Here is a 16941-nt window from a genome sequence, read left to right on the forward strand (position 1 = left end):
AGATACCAGACGAGTTTAACCCTCATAGTTCAGATTGTAGGTAGGCGGCAAGTGAATGAGACCCTAGGAGCATACATAAGTATGTGACTAGGGCGAATGAGCGAAGCCAACACCCCTACAATTTGAACTAGGACGGGTTAAATGAATTCGTAAGCGTCACCGAACAACTGCTCGGCCCTAGCATTGCGTTCATTACAGAAACGATCCCTAGCAATTTTCGCCATTTCAAAACGCCCTGCAATATAGATATCATGACTGGATAAATCACCGAAATCTTCTAACACTGCGCTGAGAACAGTGCCTGTTCTACCACGCCATAATTCATCAGGTTGCTCTACAACAGGGGTGATTTTCAAATTAGGGTAGCTTTCACTCAGTGCTTGTAATTCACCAAGGTCATACAGGTGCTCCAACTGACGCCCTCCCCAATAGAAAGTAATGTCACGATTAGGATTTTCAGCTAATGCAGCAAGCAGTACTGAGTGGGTATAAGAGAACCCTGTCCCCCCTGCAATTAAAATCATGCCATTGCTGCTGTTTTCGCGAAACCAAGCTTTACCGTGAGGAATATCAATATCGATGCGTTTTTGTTCTAAAATCCTGTCCATAACAGCCATAGCATACAGGTTGATTTCAGAAGCTCCGATATGTAATTCAATCGTTTCTTTATTTTTTGGGGTAGAAGCCATTGAAAATGGCCGTTTGTCTCTTTCGTCCATTACGACCATTAAATATTGACCTGCTTTAAAATGAAAAGGACCATCTGGCAACAATATAACCCGATAAACCGTATCCGTAATCGATTCGACAGATGTAACTTTACAGCTTAGAGTTGCCATGGTTCCCCTCTTATTTTTCAAAAATATTTAATTGTTCCCAAATGTCATCAATACGGGATTTTACGTTATCTGTCATAACAATAGGACGTCCCCATTCGCGATCCGTTTCACCTGGCCACTTATTGGTTGCATCAAGCCCCATTTTTGAACCTAACCCTGATACAGGTGAAGCAAAATCTAAGTAGTCTATCGGCGTATTTTCCATCATAACGGTATCACGGGCAGGGTCCATTCGGGTTGTAATTGCCCAGATAACATCTTTCCAATCACGCGCATTAATATCATCATCACAAACAATAACAAATTTAGTGTACATGAATTGGCGCAGGTATGACCAGACTCCCATCATTACTCTTTTTGCATGCCCCGCATATTGTTTTTTCATTGTTACGACAGCAAGCCGGTATGAACAACCTTCAGGTGGAAGGTAAAAATCGACAATTTCTGGAAATTGCTTTTGTAGGATAGGTACTAAAACTTCATTTAAGGCTTCACCAAGTACCGCTGGTTCATCAGGTGGCCGCCCTGTATAAGTTGAATGATAAATTGCATCGCGGCGCTGAGTCACATGAGTAATAGTAAACACAGGGAAGTTATCTATCTCATTATAATAACCTGTGTGGTCACCATAAGGCCCTTCAGGTGCCATTTCACCCGGTTCAATATAGCCCTCAAGAATAATTTCGGCACCCGCCGGAACTTCGAGATCATTAGATATACATTTTACGACCTCTGATTTATTACCACGTAATAAGCCTGCAAATGCATATTCTGATAACGTGTCAGGCACAGGGGTTACCGCCCCTAAAATTGTTGCCGGGTCAGCCCCCAATGCTACGGCTACCGGAAATTTTTCACCTGGATGAGCTTGGCACCATTCTTGAAAATCAAGAGCACCACCGCGATGAGACAACCAACGCATGATAACTTTGTTTTTACCAAGTACTTGCTGGCGATAAATACCTAAGTTTTGCCTTTCTTTATATGGCCCTTTGGTGACAGTTAGCCCCCATGTTATTAACGGTGCCGCATCTTCTGGCCAACAATGCATAACGGGTATTTTGGTGATGTCTACGTCATCACCGGCCCAAATTTGTTCCTGACAAGGCGCTGAACTTAAGCGCTTTGCTGGCATATTCAATACTTGTTTGAATTTTGGTAGCTTATCAAAAAGGTCACGAAAACCTTTCGGAGGATCAGGCTCTTTTAAAAATGCGAGCAATTTACCTACATCATGTAAGGCTTTGATATCTTCTTGCCCCATCCCCATAGCAACGCGTTTTGTCGTCCCAAACAAGTTGCATAGGACAGGCATGTTATAACCTTTGGGATTTTCAAATAATAGGGCCGGTCCCCCTGCTCTTAGTGTACGATCTGCAATTTCAGTCATTTCCAAGTAGGGATCGACTTCCATTGTAATACGTTTTAGTTCGCCCTGCTTTTCAAGCTGCGCGATGAAATCTCTAAGGTCACGATATTTCATTATCTTCTTTTACTGTTACAGAGGGAGTCCCATTATAAGACGTCCGGCCAAGGTTACAAGTTACTGCCTAAAACACTTAATAATCAATCTTTTTCTGGTCAAGTATACCATTTTACTGGCAATCAAAAGGGACTAATTTTTCTAATAATAATGTATCAAACTGCTCTGAGAATGTTTTGTTGTGCTGAAATAGTTTAAAACCTTGATCTTTTCCACTGAAATAATGAAGTTCATTACCTTTGATCTGCATCCCACTCCCTTCTCGCAGAGCAACAACAACCTCATGAGGATTAATTACACAAAATTCTTGCAACCTTTCATCACGCGTTTCGCCCATGTGCCCAGAAATATGAGCATCAATATAATGGGGGTTGATTTGTAAAGGGAATAACCCTAGAGAAGGCATAATTACAGCATTACTTACGGGCATATCATTAGTAGTACGAATACTTGGAGTCGCAACGTTACACCCCGCACTCCAACCTATGTAAGGGACTCCTCGTTCTTTAACAGCGCGCTGAATAGCAACAACCAAGCCATTTTCATGTAAACACTTGTTGAGCCACCAAGTGTTGCCACCACTCACTAAGATACACTCAGCTTGTTCAATCGCCTCTACTGGGCTCGCAAAATGCTCAATGGAAGTAACATTTATCCCTAAAGCTTCCGATAGTTGCTCTGCTCTTTCATCATGTGAGCCACGAAGGATCGCATAAGGAACTAAAACAGCTGACTTTACATTTTTACGTGTAATCATTTCTTTGATACGAGGTAGAGCATAGCTTAGCCATACAGGGTTACCTGGCAGCTTACCATTACTCAACAAAAAGATATCCATCATGTCTCCTACTGATTTGCTTTTTATATTACAGTTACCTAAAGTCCATATTCGATTAATATAAGCTTCAGAATACCAATAATATTGTGCTGCTACTCAATAGTCACACTGTTATGTCGTAATTTGTTATCATAAACATAATTTTGTCATGCGAGATTCGAAAAATGGAAAAGTGGTATCTGCTTTATTGCAAACGAGGGCAAATTGAGCGTGCTATTGAGCATCTAAATAGGCAGAGTGTTATCTGTATGACGCCCATGACAGAAATGGAAAAAGTGGTCAGAGGAAAAAGAACTAAGGTGCAAGAAGCTTTATTCCCTAATTACTTGTTCGTAAAGTTTGATCACAACGAAATTCATACTACGACTATCCAATCAACTCGTGGGGTCAGCCATTTTATTCGGTTTGGCCAATTACCCGCTGAAGTCCCTGATGAAATCATTAAGTTATTACAACAAAACCCTATTAGTCATTCCATAGCCCCTGATATGCCAAAACATGGAGATCAAGTCACAATTACTGAGGGTGTTTTTGCGGGAGTTCAAGCTATCTTTGATGAGCCAAATGGAGAATATCGTTCAATTCTTCTACTGAATATATTGAACAAAAGTGTCCCTAAAATTGTTGATAATACTCAATTTAAAAAATCAACTGACTAAAAATCGTGCTCATAAAAAACCCTTCAACAATGAAGGGTTCTCTATGGGCTGTCATTAAGCCTAATATGACCTAAAACCTACTTACGACTCTTCTTCCTCAGTACCTTCTTCTTGTCGACCTCGACCTTTGCCGACATAAAAGTTAGACAGTAATACCCCCAACTCGAATAGCAAATACATTGGGACTGCTAGTAAAGTCTGAGAAAGGACATCTGGTGGGGTTAAAAACATCCCTACAACAAATGCCCCAACCAAAATATATGGACGTTTACGTTTTAATGATTCAGGTGTAGTTACCCCAGTCCAACACAGTAAAATAATTGCAATTGGTACCTCAAATGCAGCACCAAAAGCCATAAATAATGTCATGACAAAACTAAGATATTTACTGATGTCCGGAATAAAGTTAACGCTGTCTGGTGTTGTTTTTACAAAAAAGCCAAAAGCTAATGGGAAAACAACAAAGTAAGCAAATGCCATCCCTAAATAAAACAAAAAGCTACTTGAAACAAGCAAAGGCAACATGAGTTTGCGTTCATGCTTGTATAAGGCCGGCGCTATAAATGCCCAAATTTGATAGAGAATAACTGGTATCGATACAAAAACCGAAACCATCATCGTCAGTTTAATAGGGGTAAAGAAGGTTGACGCCACATCCGTCGCACTCATTTGAGAGCCCACTGGCAACTTATCAATCAAAGGGGCTGCTACCAGCCGGTAAATATCATTTGAAAAATAAGCGAGCGCAGCAAAAACGATCAAAACTGTAATTAAACAGTTCATTAGCCGTTTACGGAGTTCAATGAGGTGGCTAATAAGTGGTTGTGTATCATTTACAGCCATGTGTTATTTTTCACTTTCAGTTTGATTAGAGTTCTTTACTTTAGCATCGAGCGGCTCAGCCGTTTTCACTGTTGTAGGAGCTTCAGGTGTTTTATCCTCAACAACCGCTGCCATCTTAGCTGCATGCTCAGGGTCAGGATCTGATTCTTGGGCCTCTGGGGCCTTGTTTTCAGCATCCTTAACAGCACTATCATAACTGTCAGTGATCTCTTTTGCTTTATTTAACTCTGTTTCGATATCGCTGGTTGTTGCTTGATAGCCGCTTTTCAATGACTGTGCTGCTGTACGCAGCTCTTCCATGGACTGCTTAAGTTCCGGGGAAAGCGCTTCTAAGTTAGCTTTCTCTTCTACTTTCTTCAGAGTGTCTTGCAGCTCTTGTAATTTCAGCTCTTGTGATAACTCATTTTGTACATTCGCTGCCATTGAACGCATAGCACGTATCCACCCAGCGACAGTTCTCACTGCCACTGGTAAGCGCTCAGGACCTAAGACTACAAGACCAATAACTGTAACAAGCAACAGCTCACTAAAACCTATGTCAAACACGGTTTAACCCTGCTCTTTGTTTTTGCTCTCAACTGGGCTTTCTTTTTTTTCAGAAGCCTGTTGTTCAGTAATGTTCTTAGTCGCAAAGTCGGCATCTTGCTTATCTTGCTCAACTTTTGCCTTTTCATCATCACTCATCGCTTTCTTGAAACCTTTAAGTGATTCACCTAAATCAGAACCTAATGAACGTAATTTTTTGGTGCCGAAAATTAAAATAATAAGCAAAGCAATGATGATTAGTTGCCAAGGACTACCGAAAGCAGCCATTGCAATAGTTGATTCCATTGTTAATACCTCTATAGTTTTGGGATCAATTGTTGTTATATCTATTATATACAACCAACACTAAATACGGAAATGTTCACAGCCTTATAAACTTGTCGCAAAACAAAGTTTACTTAATTATCGCCCGCTTTACACCAACCAATTACCCAAGATAGGGCACCCGCCGCCATAAATACGACCGCAAGCCGTGTAAAATCAGAAATAAAAAATAAGCTACCACACAAAATAAAAGTCGCCCCCACACCTAGAAGATAATGGGATTTACGCTGTTTATTGCGCTGACTTTTCAACTGTTGTGTTAACTGGTCTATATTCGATTGTAAAAACTTATGTTGTCGCAATGCGCCATATATTAAATCAGGAATTTCAGGCATCTTTTCTGCCCAGTAAGGCGCTTTTTCTTTCAATGCCTGAGTAATGGCGGGTAGCCCCACTTGGCTGTGAACCCAATCTTCTAAGAATGGTTTTGCCGTTTTCCACAAGTCAAGCTGAGGGTATAACTGACGCCCAAGCCCTTCCACATACAGTAATGTTTTCTGTAATAATACCAACTGTGGTTGTACTTCCATATTGAAACGACGTGCAGTATTAAACAAGTTTAATAAAACATGCCCAAATGAAATTTCGGCCAATGGTTTTTCAAAAATAGGTTCACAAACTGTACGAATAGCAAACTCAAAATCTTCCACATTTGTATCAAGAGGCACCCATCCTGAATCAACATGTAGTTCAGCAACCTTGCGGTAGTCACGGTTGAAAAAGGCAATAAAGTTTTCTGCAAGATACCGTTTGTCTTCTTTATTTAGTGAACCCACTATCCCGCAATCGATACCAATGTACAGGGGGTCTTCAGGGTGCTCATAGCTAACGAAGATATTTCCGGGATGCATATCTGCATGGAAGAAACTGTCTCGAAAAACTTGGGTGAAAAAAACCTTTACCCCCCGCTCTGCTAGCAGCTTCATATTTGTACCCTGAGCTTTTAGCGCTGTAATATCTGATACGGGGATGCCATAAATACGTTCCATGACCATAACGTTTTCACGGCAATAGTCTGGGTAAACTTCGGGAATGTAAAGCATGGAGCTATTTTCAAAATTACGGCGTAGCTGGATCGCATTGGCCGATTCACGTAGTAGGTTTAGCTCATCAATTAACGTTTTTTCATATTCACGCACTACTTCTTTGGGCCGTAAACGCCTACCATCAGGTAGTAAAGGAACCCAGTTAGCAATACGGTACATCAACTTAATATCGGCTTTAATGATAGGCAGAATATCAGGGCGAATTACCTTGATAACAACATCTTTGCCATTTTCTTTTAGCGTCGCAGTGTGAACCTGAGCAATTGAAGCTGAAGCTAAGGCTTGCTCATCAAAGTCATCAAACCACTGTTCTAGCGGCCCACCAAGAGAGTCCTCAATGTAACCTCGAGCTAATTTCCCATCAAAACTAGCGACTTTATCTTGTAGCAATGAAAGTTGGTCTGCGATTGCTGGCGGGAAAAGGTCACGACGGGTTGATAACATTTGCCCAAACTTGATCCATACGGGCCCTAGCTCTTGTAATGCAAGGCGAAGCCTTTCGCCTAATGGCCTATCTTTGTGCTGATTTCTAATCCAAAAAAAGCCTAAACGCCCAATTCTTAGAGGTAACGTAAGCTTAATTTTGGGGATTAACTCATCTAGTCCATAAGAGAGAAAAACCCGAATAATGAAGTAAAGTCGTTTTATTTCACCGGGTGTCATTCTTCTCCTCCAACAGACTTAACCTTTGTTCGAGCGTATTAATTGAATGTTCTACTTCCTCAACTTTGTCATTAAAATGAGCAAGTTCGAGTTGGCTAGGTGCCATTTTCCATTCTTCAATTAATGCATCTTTCACATACGTTTTTTGCCTTTTAACTAAGTGAGATGCGAAGCAAACGCCTTTATTCAAGAGTTTACTAAGCCCTTCAGCAGCGACATCACCAATATAAGGTGAAAGATAATGTGCCGGGTTCCAAATTGCTAAATCGAGCAATGAGGACCAATGCTGAACAATCTGCATATCCCCTTCAATCACGATGTCACCACGATTGATTAGCTGAGATAACTGCTGTTTATCTTTCAATTTAATTAAAGTAAATAATGATGTTTTAATTGTACAGTCTGCGGGTTCAACCCATTCGCTTAATACATCAACATGATTTTCAGCAAAAATAAGTGTTAGCGTTTTATTGAGTTCTTTAAGCTCAATAGCCATCACTTTGCCTGCTAAACGCACCCTAGCAGGCTGTAATACTTTTTCTTTGAACAACATATGGTTAAGTGAGGTTTCCATCAATGCTGTTATCAAAGAGTACAAAACTGTATTTTGATTTTCGGTATGTGTTGATGGTGCTTCCATCTTAGAATTTAAACCCTTTATGCAATGCAACAATCCCACCAGTCATATTGGTATAAGAGACTTGCTCAAACCCGGCGTTTTCCATCATCCCTTTAAGTGTTTCTTGGTTAGGGTGCATACGAATGGATTCCGCTAAATAACGGTAGCTTTCTGGGTCGTTCACAATTGCCTGACCAATACGAGGCAATATGTGAAATGAATACGCATCATACGCTTTATTCAATGGCTCAATAATAGGCTTTGAAAATTCTAATACTAATAGACGCCCACCCGGTTTTAGAACACGAAACATCGAACGCAGTGCTTTGTCTTTATCCGTAACGTTACGCAAACCAAAAGAGATAGTAATGCAATCGAAGTGGTCATCTGGAAATGGAAGTTCTTCAGCATTAGCTTGAACATAATTTACATTACCAACAATGCCAAGATCACGTAATTTTTCGCGCCCCATCTTCAACATTGAGTCATTGATATCAGCAAGTATGACTTCACCTTTTTCGCCCACAAGACGCGAAAACTTAGCGGTTAAGTCACCTGTTCCACCAGCAAGGTCAAGTACACGCTGATTACGGCGGACACCACTTGCTTCAATAGTAAAACGTTTCCAGATACGATGAATACCAAATGACATTAAGTCATTCATTAAGTCATACTTTGATGCTACAGAGTGAAAAACATTCGCTACTAGACCGGCTTTATCTTCTTTGCCGACAGTACGGAAACCAAAATCAATGGTTTCTTTAGTTGGTTCAGTCATTTCTCTTATGCCTGCTGATAGTTCAAACTTTTGTTAGAAGTGTAACAGTCTTTGAGGTAAAACCCTATCAGAAGTCTAAGATTCCGCACAATTAGATGCCTCTGAGCGCTCAATAAGTTGAGGCGCGATAGGTTGTTTAATTTCTACCCCTAGCTCTTTAAAACTTTCCGCCTGACTAATTAAATTACCTCGCCCTTGTGCAAGACGTTTCATTGCCGACAGGTAAGTATTATTCGCTTTATCAAGACTGGAGCCTAAAACCTGCATATCATCCACAAACAAGCGTAGTTTGTCATACATTTTTGCAGCTCTTTCTGCAATTTCTTGGGCATTTTGCCCTTGTCGCTCATAGCGCCAAATATTATTGATAGTTCGCACAGCCACTAATAACGTGGACGGGCAAACCAACATGATATTCTGTTTTATTCCTTCATCAAGTAGTTCAGGAGCTTCCTTTAAAGCAAGCAAATACGCAGGTTCAATAGGAATAAACATTAGAACATAGTCTAAAGAGCGTATTCCGGGTAACTGATGGTAATCCTTTCGGCTCAACATACGCATATGGTTGCGTATGGATGCAACATGATTTTTTAGCGCTTGTTGTTGTTCGTGCGGGTCTTCGCTATTGAAATAATGTTCATAGGAAACCAATGACATTTTTGCATCAACAACCACATCTTTACCTTCAGGAAGATGAATAATAACATCGGGTTGATAGCGAGTATTATAACCTGTATTGACACTGACTTGGGTTTCAAACTCGCTTCCCTCCCGCAGACCGGAAACCTCAAGAATGCGAGTGAGGATAGTTTCCCCCCAATTACCTTGAATTTTATTATCCCCTTTAAGTGCCCGGGTTAAGTTAACAGCTTCTTTGGTCATCTGATTGTTAAGCTGCTGCAACTGCCTTATTTCATACGCTAAGGTATGCCTTTCTTTCGCTTCTTCACCAAAACTTTGTTGAACTTGTTGGCGAAAACCTTCTAGTTGTTCACGAAAAGGCGATAACATTGCCAATAAACTTTTTTGTTGCTGTTCCGACGCCCTACGTTCATTTTGTTCAAAAATACGGTTTGCTAAATTTTCAAACTGCGCAGTCAATCGTTGTTCACTGTTTTGTAAAATACGTTGTTTTTCTTCATTTGCGAGCTGATTTTGTTCAAAACGGGTAATGACTTCACGAAGTTCGGCTTCTTGTTCCCGATTGATATCCCGTTGTGTGCGCAATTCTTGGTCAAGCCTGTCGTACTCTGCTTTCCATTGAGCAAGATGAATACTTTTTTCGTCACTTGCCGCCAATTGCCGATTGATTTGTTGTAGCTCTTGATCTTTGTGAGCTATTTTTTGAGCAATAGAAAACCACGTTGCTAAGCCACCCACTAAAATGCCACTCAACACACCAATAACTGCATATAAAAGAGAGGTATCCACGATTACACCCTTACTTTACAAAACCCAGTGTAAGGTAATTGGATACTGTATAAGTGTCCAGAGGTAATTACATATACTGAGAAAATTTTGCGAAGCATTTCGCAAGCTTTGCTTAGCCTACCCAACTTGCAAACCACTTCAGACCGAGTGCACCCGGTGCCAAAATGCCAAATGCCCAGATCATCGCAGAAGCAATATTTGCCAGTTGAAAATGACGCTGTGGCATCGCGCAAATCCCTGCCACAAGGGGAACAACCGCACGTAGAGGGCCAAAAAATCGCCCAAAGAAAATCCCCCATACCCCCCAGCGGTCAAAAAAACGATGCCCTTTATCTATCATTTGCGGGTTACGGGAGATCGGCCACATTTTGCGAACATTCTCTTTATAATGAAAACCAAACCAATAAGAGAGCCAATCCCCAAAAAATGCCCCTAAAGCGGCAGCAAGCCATATTGGCCAAAATGTAATATTACTTTCACCAATTAAAGCGCCTAACCCTAATAAAATGACTGTTGCAGGTAAAAGTAGCGATAAAAATGCTAATGACTCACCAAACGCGAGAAAGAAAATAATAGGAAGAGCCCATATTTCATTTTCACGAGTAAAGTCGGTTACAAGGGTAACGATTTCATTAAGCGTCAAAGCAATCCCCTATCATCATTGATTTACTTTATTACAGTAACGAAAATGTGATAAATCAAGGTTAAACGAAGCAAAAAATCCTTATCAATTAACCGAGTTATGGAATTTATAAGGCGCAATTTCCACAACTCGTCGTCACTTAAGATAGATCAATCAAGAAAATGACTTTGCAGTGCTTCCCGCTGGCCAGCCCCCAATCCAAAATCTTTCTCTAGCCATTTATCAACATTGCCATAGTGACTTTCAATACTCTTTAAGGCAGTCATTAGAAAGTCTTCGCGCACGGAATAAACATACTCAAACTTTTTAACGATGTTTTCATTCATCGTTTTTGCATGCTCTGCTAAAAGATGTTTGCGATAAGGTGCTAGCGTTTCGTTGGTCAATAAATAATCTTCCATAACGGTTTCCAAATCGGCCCCGAGCGCAAAGAGGACTAATGCTGAACCGACGCCGGTACGGTCTTTCCCGACAGCACAATGTTGGACTATTCCACCTTTCTCTGGTTGTTGCAGTAAGTTCACCAGTTGATGATAAGCTGGGTTATTCAACGGTAATAATTCATACAGACGGAACATAAAAGCTTGTGGGTCAAATTGTTCTAATATTTCTGGGGTCAGTTTATCTAAGTTAGCCGAAACCTCCTTAGCTAAAGGATTCGCTGGCGCATGAATATAATGAGCCCCTTCCCAGATCACATCAGGCTTATCTAAAATTTCAGCTTCATCACGGTAATCAATAATTTGAAAAAGATTTTGTGAATGTAAAACGGATTCATCTTCTTGAGTTAAGCGGTCTAATGACCCCGAACGAAATAGCATACCAGGTTTAATTTTGCTGCCATTAGGAAGTTTTTTCCCGCCAAGATCGCGGAAGTTAATCCCCCCTTTAAGAGGAAGTACTGAAGGGTGAAGATAAGGTGTTGTCGACATAATAATTCCTTTTAGCCCCACAGCTTTTATTCAGTTCACAAAAATAAATGCATCCTGAATAATTTGAGGGCACATAATATTGATAATTGTTTTTATGACAATAACAGATCTACGAAATAAGGGGGATCAGATTATTCACTGTAAATTGTTAGCAATTACTAAATTTATAGGAAAAATATAAATGAGGGAATACAGGAAGAAAGTGCGGAGACTAAGCTCGCCTACTTTACATCCACAACCGAGTGAAATTTCAGTAAGCGAGCCAGTAAATTATTGACTATAGCAGACGACGAGCAGCCTCAACGACAATGCTTAGTACGTTACCTTCCGTTTTTTTCAGTAACGCTTCGTTTGGAATTTCTTGCTGGGTCCGGTTAACAATAACGCCTGCAACCATACCTGCACGTAAGCCTTTGCTACTGGAACACATAGTGAGCAATGTCGCCGATTCCATTTCATAGTTCATTACCCCCATGTCCTGCCACTCTTTCATTGAACCTCTGAAATGGCGCATAACACGGCCGGTATAAGTATCGTAACGCTCTTGGCCTGGGTAGAAGGTATCTGAAGAAGCCGTCACCCCAACATGTACTGTCGCACCTGCATCTTTTGCCGCAGCGTAAAGAGCATTAGTACAATTAAAATCTGCAACTGCTGGATATTCTAATGGCGCAAAGTGTTGGCTAGCACCGTCTAAGCGTACTGCACCTGTTGTGACTAATACATCACCAACATTAATATCTTCTTGGATTGCGCCTGTTGTACCAATACGTAAGAAAGTACGAATGCCTAGCTGAGCGAGTTCTTCAACCGCAATAGATGTTGACGGGCCGCCAATACCTGTTGAGCACACAATAACCGCTTTTCCATCGAGCTCACCACGCCAAGAGGTATATTCACGCAATGATGCAAGGTGTACAGGGTTATCCATCAGACGTGCAATTTTTTCAACACGGTTAGGGTCCCCAGGAACAATCGCTACAGTTGCACCCTGTAAGTCACTTTTCTTTAAACCTAAGTGGAAAACGTCAGACATTTCAAACTCCTTTACACAATGGCATCATTAAATCAGTCATCACTGATTAATCGTAACTAGTAATATAGCGAGAAAACCATTAACTTTTAGTGATAAGCGTCACTTTTAATGAAAACAATAAAAACTTGATTTCATTATTTAGTGATATCCATCACAAATTAACATTTGCGCTATGTCTATTTAAAATCCGTTGATACCAGTATAGATGAAAGTTTGTCATAACCACAAAAAGCGCCCCTAATAGCTGGGCGCTTTGATTATTTGGCAGAACTAAAAATAATAACGCTATGTTAGAGAACTACATCAAGGATAAGGACACCAACTAAACCTATACCCCACGCAATAGTGGTAGGGATAGACCAAACAATAATTTGTTGTTTAACGTCCTTTATTCCCATCATTCTGTTCACAACCCAATATAGGCTGTCGTTGAAATAACCGAAGAACAGAGACCCCATTGTTGCCGCTTGCGCCGCAACTAATAAGTTAATATCGGGTATTTGGCTAATGATCGGCGCAGAAATAGATGCTGCTGTGATCATTGCAACTGTACCAGAGCCTTGGATCAAACGAACCAATGTCGCGATAATAAACGGAATTAATACAGGTGTAATAGGCAAGTTAGCAACATGCTCAGCAAGAATGTTCCCTGTTCCGCTATCACGTAACACCGCACCTAATGCACCACCAGCACCAGTAACTAATAGGATGATCCCCGCCGATTGCAAGCCTTCTTCCATACGGTCAATGACTTCTTCTTTCGTTGCTTTTGGCATTAATGTGTATACAGAGATCAATACACTTATTGATAAAGCAATAATCGGCGCACCTAAGAATTCAAAAGTCTGGAAATACCAATTGCCTTCCATACCTTGGAATGGTGCTGTTTTCAAAATCAAGCCATTAATTGCATTAATAAAGATCAGCAAAATTGGCGTGATAATCGGTAATAATGATAAAAATAAGCTTGGTAATGGTTTATTTGCTTTTTCTTCCATGTAACGGGCATGAACTTCTTTTAAATCTTCGCTGCCCGTTTCATCTGGCATAAACTCAGGATATTTAGTGCCTAACCATTTTGCGTAAAAAACAATACCAATAACACAGGGGAGAGCAAGGCTCATCCCAGCAAGGATCATCGCCCCGACATCAACACCGAAAATACCTGCAACGCCTAAAGGACCTGGTGTTGGCGGAACAGTATGGTGTGTAACAACGAGCCCACCAGCAAGTGCAACTCCTAATGTTAAGATGCTGCGCTTACCGTTTTTTGCCAGTGCTTTTGCCAATGGATATAAGATGACGAAAGCAGAATCAACAAAGATAGGGATACTGACAATATAACCAGTAATTGCCAATGCCCACTCTTCGCGTTTTTTACCTAACCATTTGATAAAGCTATAGGCTATCTGTTCAGCGGCACCGGAAACTTCCAATACCCTTCCCATCATTACCCCGAGTCCGATAACAATACCAATGCTACCGAGTGTTGACCCAAAGCCTTTCGTAATTACTGTCACTGTCTCTGCTGCTGTCAATCCACCAGAAATACCTGCGATTGCAGCAGCAATTAGCATCGCTAACAGCGCATGAACACGCGTTCGTAATACTAAAAAGATCAGGACAAATATGGCCACCGCGAGGCCAATAACAGGAATATAGGACATAGTTTATCTCCTACTTGGATGCGCCATGGTGAGTGATAAACGAGCGTATCGCATCACTGAAAGAGCCATCTGCACGGAAGCCAAGTTCCAAAGCACGGCTGATATCAAATTTACCCGGCCAGCTAGCCACAATACGATTAATAGCTTCATCTGGTTCAAATCGGATAAGATCAACAGCGTCTTGCCCTGCAACTTCACGCAGTGCATCAATCATGCCTTGTACAGTAACGGTGATCCCCGGCAGATTGACTGTGCGCGATTTACCAAATTTTTCTGCTGGAATACTGACAGCATGGATAAAATTATTGATAACTGTTTCAGGGCTGGATAACCATAAAGCGAGATCAGGAGAGACAGGGCAAACACTTTCAATCCCATTTAATGGCTCACGAATAATGCCACTCGCGAATGAAGAAGCGGCTTTATTTGGCACACCTGGACGGATACTAATGGTTGGTAAACGCATAACACGCCCATCCACATAACCTTTACGTGAATAATCATTGACCATCAGCTCGCACATGGCTTTTTGGGCGCCATAAGAAGATTGAGGATTAACCACACATAAATCAGTGATCACCTCAGGTAATTCTCCGCCGAACACTGCTAGCGAACTGGTGAACATAAATTTGATTGCTGGGTTTTTGGCACGTGCAACTTCCAATAATTGGCGAGTTGCTTCGAAGTTAACCTTCATACCCAAGTCAAAATCACTTTCAGCGTGGCTACTGACGATAGCTGCTAGGTGGAAAACCACATCAGTTTGCGCATCAATCAGTTTATCGGCCGCACCTGGCTGTGTTAAATCTAACGCAACACAACTGACTCGTGCATCCTCAATGGGTGCTGTAGGGCACTGAATATCGGCTAAAACAAGGTGGTCAAAATTTAAGCCCTGAGTATTTTTAAGCAAAGCAGCGGCTAGCTGCTGGCCCAGAAAGCCTGCGCCACCAGTAATAATAACTTTCATTGTAATTCTCCTTGCTATAGCCTTTTAACTGGCTATGCAGTTCTAGGTAAGATTATTTATGTTTTATGTCTTGATTAAATGAAGTTTTATGTTTTGTTCTGTTATCCGTTGCACGACATCCGTTGGCAGTTGGTCATCGCAAATAATGTCGTGCAATTGATTCAATGGACAAACACGGAACATGCCATATTTGCCGAACTTACTACTATCTGAAACCAGCACGCAACGGCGAGCAACATCAAGTAGAGTCTGTTTTATCTGAACTTTTTCTTCATGTGGGGTCGAAACCCCATGCTGTATATCCCATGAACTCGTACTGATAAACGCAATGTCCACATTTAACGTTTGCAGCATCATTGCCGCGGTATTGCCTACGCAAGAATGGTTACGTTTATCTACCTGCCCCCCGGTGTGATACAGGTTTAACTGTGACTTATTCATCAGATACTGCATGATAGAAAAATCATTAGTGACAATAGTTAAATTAAAACGCTCACCGAGTACTCGTGCAATTTCAAAGGTCGTCGTCCCTGCATCGAGATACACAACTTGCCCATCTTCAACTAATGAGCTAGCAAACTGCCCAATTTCACGTTTATGACGGTGATGCAACCGTGCTTTTTCACTCCAAGGGAGCTCTTGGCGTAGTGCATCATTTAATTTAACGCCACCACTAACACTGGTTACTTTCCCTTTTTCTTCCAACATACGGATATCACGTCGTACTGTCATATGCGAAACATTCATTAGCTCAACTAAATCACTAATTGAAACAGTTTGGTGCTCATGCACATAACGATAAATAAAATCACGACGCTCAGAAGGAAGCATAGGTTTTCCTCATTATGAATTTGCTTGTTTTAACCAGCCTAACCCATCTTCGGTACGGCCAGCAGGGTGATATTCACATCCTAACCAACCTTCGTAACCCATTTCATCTAATTTTTTAAAAATCCATGGGTAATTAACTTCACCACTATCCGGTTCATGGCGATATGGCACTGACGCTATTTGAATATGACTAAACTTGCCCCATAAACGCTCAATCGTTTTCAATAAATCACCCTCCATAATTTGGCAGTGATATAAATCTAACTGGATAAAGACATTTTCACGGTTAATTTCAGGTAATAGCGCTTCGGCTTGCTTTTGAGTCGTTAAAAAATACCCCGGCATATCACGAGTATTAATCGGCTCGATCAGTACACGAATACCGTGTTCTGCCATAACATCCGCAGCATGTTGAATGTTTTTGATAAAACACGCTTTTTGCTGCTCAAGTGTGAAGTTTTCATCCACTTTACCCGCCATTGCATGCACTTGCTTGCAGCCCAACGCTTTCGCGTATTTCAATGCAGTTTGTACGCCTTCAGCAAACTCAGCCTCACGACCCGGAATAGAAGCCATACCGCGCTCTCCCGCTCCCCAGTCACCTGCTGGCATATTAAATAAAGCCTGAGTTAAATTGTATTTTTTGAGTTCACCGGCAATCGCATTAGCATCTTCTTCGTAAGGGAAAAGATACTCAACACCTTTGAACCCTGCGTTCGCTGCACTTGCAAAACGTTGCATAAAAGGCACTTCGTTAAACATCATGCTTAAATTTGCCGCAAATTTAGCCATT

At 41.2% G+C, this 16941-nt stretch carries 18 protein-coding genes; 1 reads left to right on the forward strand and 17 read right to left on the reverse strand.

All coding sequences use genetic code 11. The annotated features are described in order from the left end of the window. Nucleotides 1-137: 137 nt before the first annotated feature. The 3 genes from fre to pepE form a co-directional block, all read right to left on the reverse strand. A complete protein-coding gene (fre, locus tag ACHB7C_RS13310; protein ID WP_131680254.1) occupies nucleotides 138-839 on the reverse strand; it encodes an NAD(P)H-flavin reductase in 702 nt (233 codons plus the stop codon). A gap of 10 nt (nucleotides 840-849) precedes the next feature. Then, complete coding sequence (gene ubiD / locus ACHB7C_RS13315; protein WP_042848820.1) at nucleotides 850-2322, reverse strand: 4-hydroxy-3-polyprenylbenzoate decarboxylase; 1473 nt, start codon at nucleotides 2320-2322, stop codon at nucleotides 850-852. Between the two features lie 112 nt (nucleotides 2323-2434). Beyond that, complete coding sequence (pepE, locus tag ACHB7C_RS13320) at nucleotides 2435-3160, reverse strand: dipeptidase PepE (RefSeq protein WP_042848821.1); 726 nt, start codon at nucleotides 3158-3160, stop codon at nucleotides 2435-2437. Between the two features lie 164 nt (nucleotides 3161-3324). Between pepE and rfaH the strand changes: the two genes are divergently transcribed. After that, nucleotides 3325-3819, forward strand: coding sequence for a transcription/translation regulatory transformer protein RfaH (gene rfaH, locus ACHB7C_RS13325; RefSeq protein ID WP_042848822.1), 495 nt, complete (start codon nucleotides 3325-3327; stop codon nucleotides 3817-3819). 81 nt (nucleotides 3820-3900) lie between these two features. Here rfaH and tatC read toward each other — a convergent pair whose 3' ends face one another. The 14 genes from tatC to otnI form a co-directional block, all read right to left on the reverse strand. Further along, nucleotides 3901-4662: a Sec-independent protein translocase subunit TatC gene (gene tatC, locus ACHB7C_RS13330; protein WP_042848823.1), complete on the reverse strand. Its 762-nt coding sequence runs from the start codon at nucleotides 4660-4662 to the stop codon at nucleotides 3901-3903. Between the two features lie 3 nt (nucleotides 4663-4665). Continuing rightward, nucleotides 4666-5208, reverse strand: coding sequence for a Sec-independent protein translocase protein TatB (gene tatB / locus ACHB7C_RS13335; protein ID WP_042848824.1), 543 nt, complete (start codon nucleotides 5206-5208; stop codon nucleotides 4666-4668). Nucleotides 5209-5211: 3 nt separating this feature from the next. Next, nucleotides 5212-5493, reverse strand: coding sequence for a twin-arginine translocase TatA/TatE family subunit (gene tatA, locus ACHB7C_RS13340; RefSeq protein ID WP_042848826.1), 282 nt, complete (start codon nucleotides 5491-5493; stop codon nucleotides 5212-5214). Between the two features lie 113 nt (nucleotides 5494-5606). Then, nucleotides 5607-7241 carry a ubiquinone biosynthesis regulatory protein kinase UbiB gene (gene ubiB, locus ACHB7C_RS13345; RefSeq protein WP_042848827.1) on the reverse strand — a complete coding sequence of 545 codons (1635 nt, stop codon included), beginning with the start codon at nucleotides 7239-7241 and terminating at the stop codon, nucleotides 5607-5609. Then, nucleotides 7228-7881: an SCP2 domain-containing protein gene (locus ACHB7C_RS13350; protein WP_042848828.1), complete on the reverse strand. Its 654-nt coding sequence runs from the start codon at nucleotides 7879-7881 to the stop codon at nucleotides 7228-7230. The genes ubiB and ACHB7C_RS13350 overlap by 14 nt, the downstream gene beginning before the upstream one ends. 1 nt (nucleotide 7882) lies before the next feature. Beyond that, entirely contained in the window at nucleotides 7883-8638 is a 756-nt protein-coding gene (ubiE, locus tag ACHB7C_RS13355) for a bifunctional demethylmenaquinone methyltransferase/2-methoxy-6-polyprenyl-1,4-benzoquinol methylase UbiE (RefSeq protein ID WP_042848829.1), read from the reverse strand. A gap of 75 nt (nucleotides 8639-8713) precedes the next feature. Continuing rightward, entirely contained in the window at nucleotides 8714-10069 is a 1356-nt protein-coding gene (gene rmuC, locus ACHB7C_RS13360; protein ID WP_048608629.1) for a DNA recombination protein RmuC, read from the reverse strand. 112 nt (nucleotides 10070-10181) lie between these two features. Then, entirely contained in the window at nucleotides 10182-10712 is a 531-nt protein-coding gene (locus ACHB7C_RS13365) for a DedA family protein (RefSeq protein WP_042848830.1), read from the reverse strand. A 149-nt stretch (nucleotides 10713-10861) separates the two neighbouring features. Further along, nucleotides 10862-11644, reverse strand: a complete 783-nt coding sequence (locus tag ACHB7C_RS13370; RefSeq protein WP_166685925.1) for a tyrosine-protein phosphatase — start codon at nucleotides 11642-11644, stop codon at nucleotides 10862-10864. 277 nt (nucleotides 11645-11921) lie between these two features. Further along, nucleotides 11922-12680, reverse strand: a complete 759-nt coding sequence (udp, locus tag ACHB7C_RS13375) for a uridine phosphorylase (RefSeq protein WP_042848832.1) — start codon at nucleotides 12678-12680, stop codon at nucleotides 11922-11924. 290 nt (nucleotides 12681-12970) lie between these two features. Beyond that, nucleotides 12971-14347 carry a GntP family permease gene (locus tag ACHB7C_RS13380; protein ID WP_042848833.1) on the reverse strand — a complete coding sequence of 459 codons (1377 nt, stop codon included), beginning with the start codon at nucleotides 14345-14347 and terminating at the stop codon, nucleotides 12971-12973. A 10-nt stretch (nucleotides 14348-14357) separates the two neighbouring features. Then, entirely contained in the window at nucleotides 14358-15317 is a 960-nt protein-coding gene (denD, locus tag ACHB7C_RS13385; protein ID WP_042848834.1) for a D-erythronate dehydrogenase, read from the reverse strand. Nucleotides 15318-15380: 63 nt separating this feature from the next. Further along, nucleotides 15381-16148 (reverse strand): DeoR/GlpR family DNA-binding transcription regulator, encoded by a 768-nt coding sequence (locus ACHB7C_RS13390; RefSeq protein WP_042848835.1) that lies wholly within the window; start codon nucleotides 16146-16148, stop codon nucleotides 15381-15383. A 12-nt stretch (nucleotides 16149-16160) separates the two neighbouring features. Continuing rightward, nucleotides 16161-16940: a 2-oxo-tetronate isomerase gene (gene otnI / locus ACHB7C_RS13395; protein ID WP_042848836.1), complete on the reverse strand. Its 780-nt coding sequence runs from the start codon at nucleotides 16938-16940 to the stop codon at nucleotides 16161-16163. Nucleotide 16941: the final 1 nt, after the last annotated feature.

The organism is Providencia sp. 2024EL-00732, from assembly GCF_044006275.1.
GTDB classification, from domain to species: domain Bacteria; phylum Pseudomonadota; class Gammaproteobacteria; order Enterobacterales; family Enterobacteriaceae; genus Providencia; species Providencia huashanensis.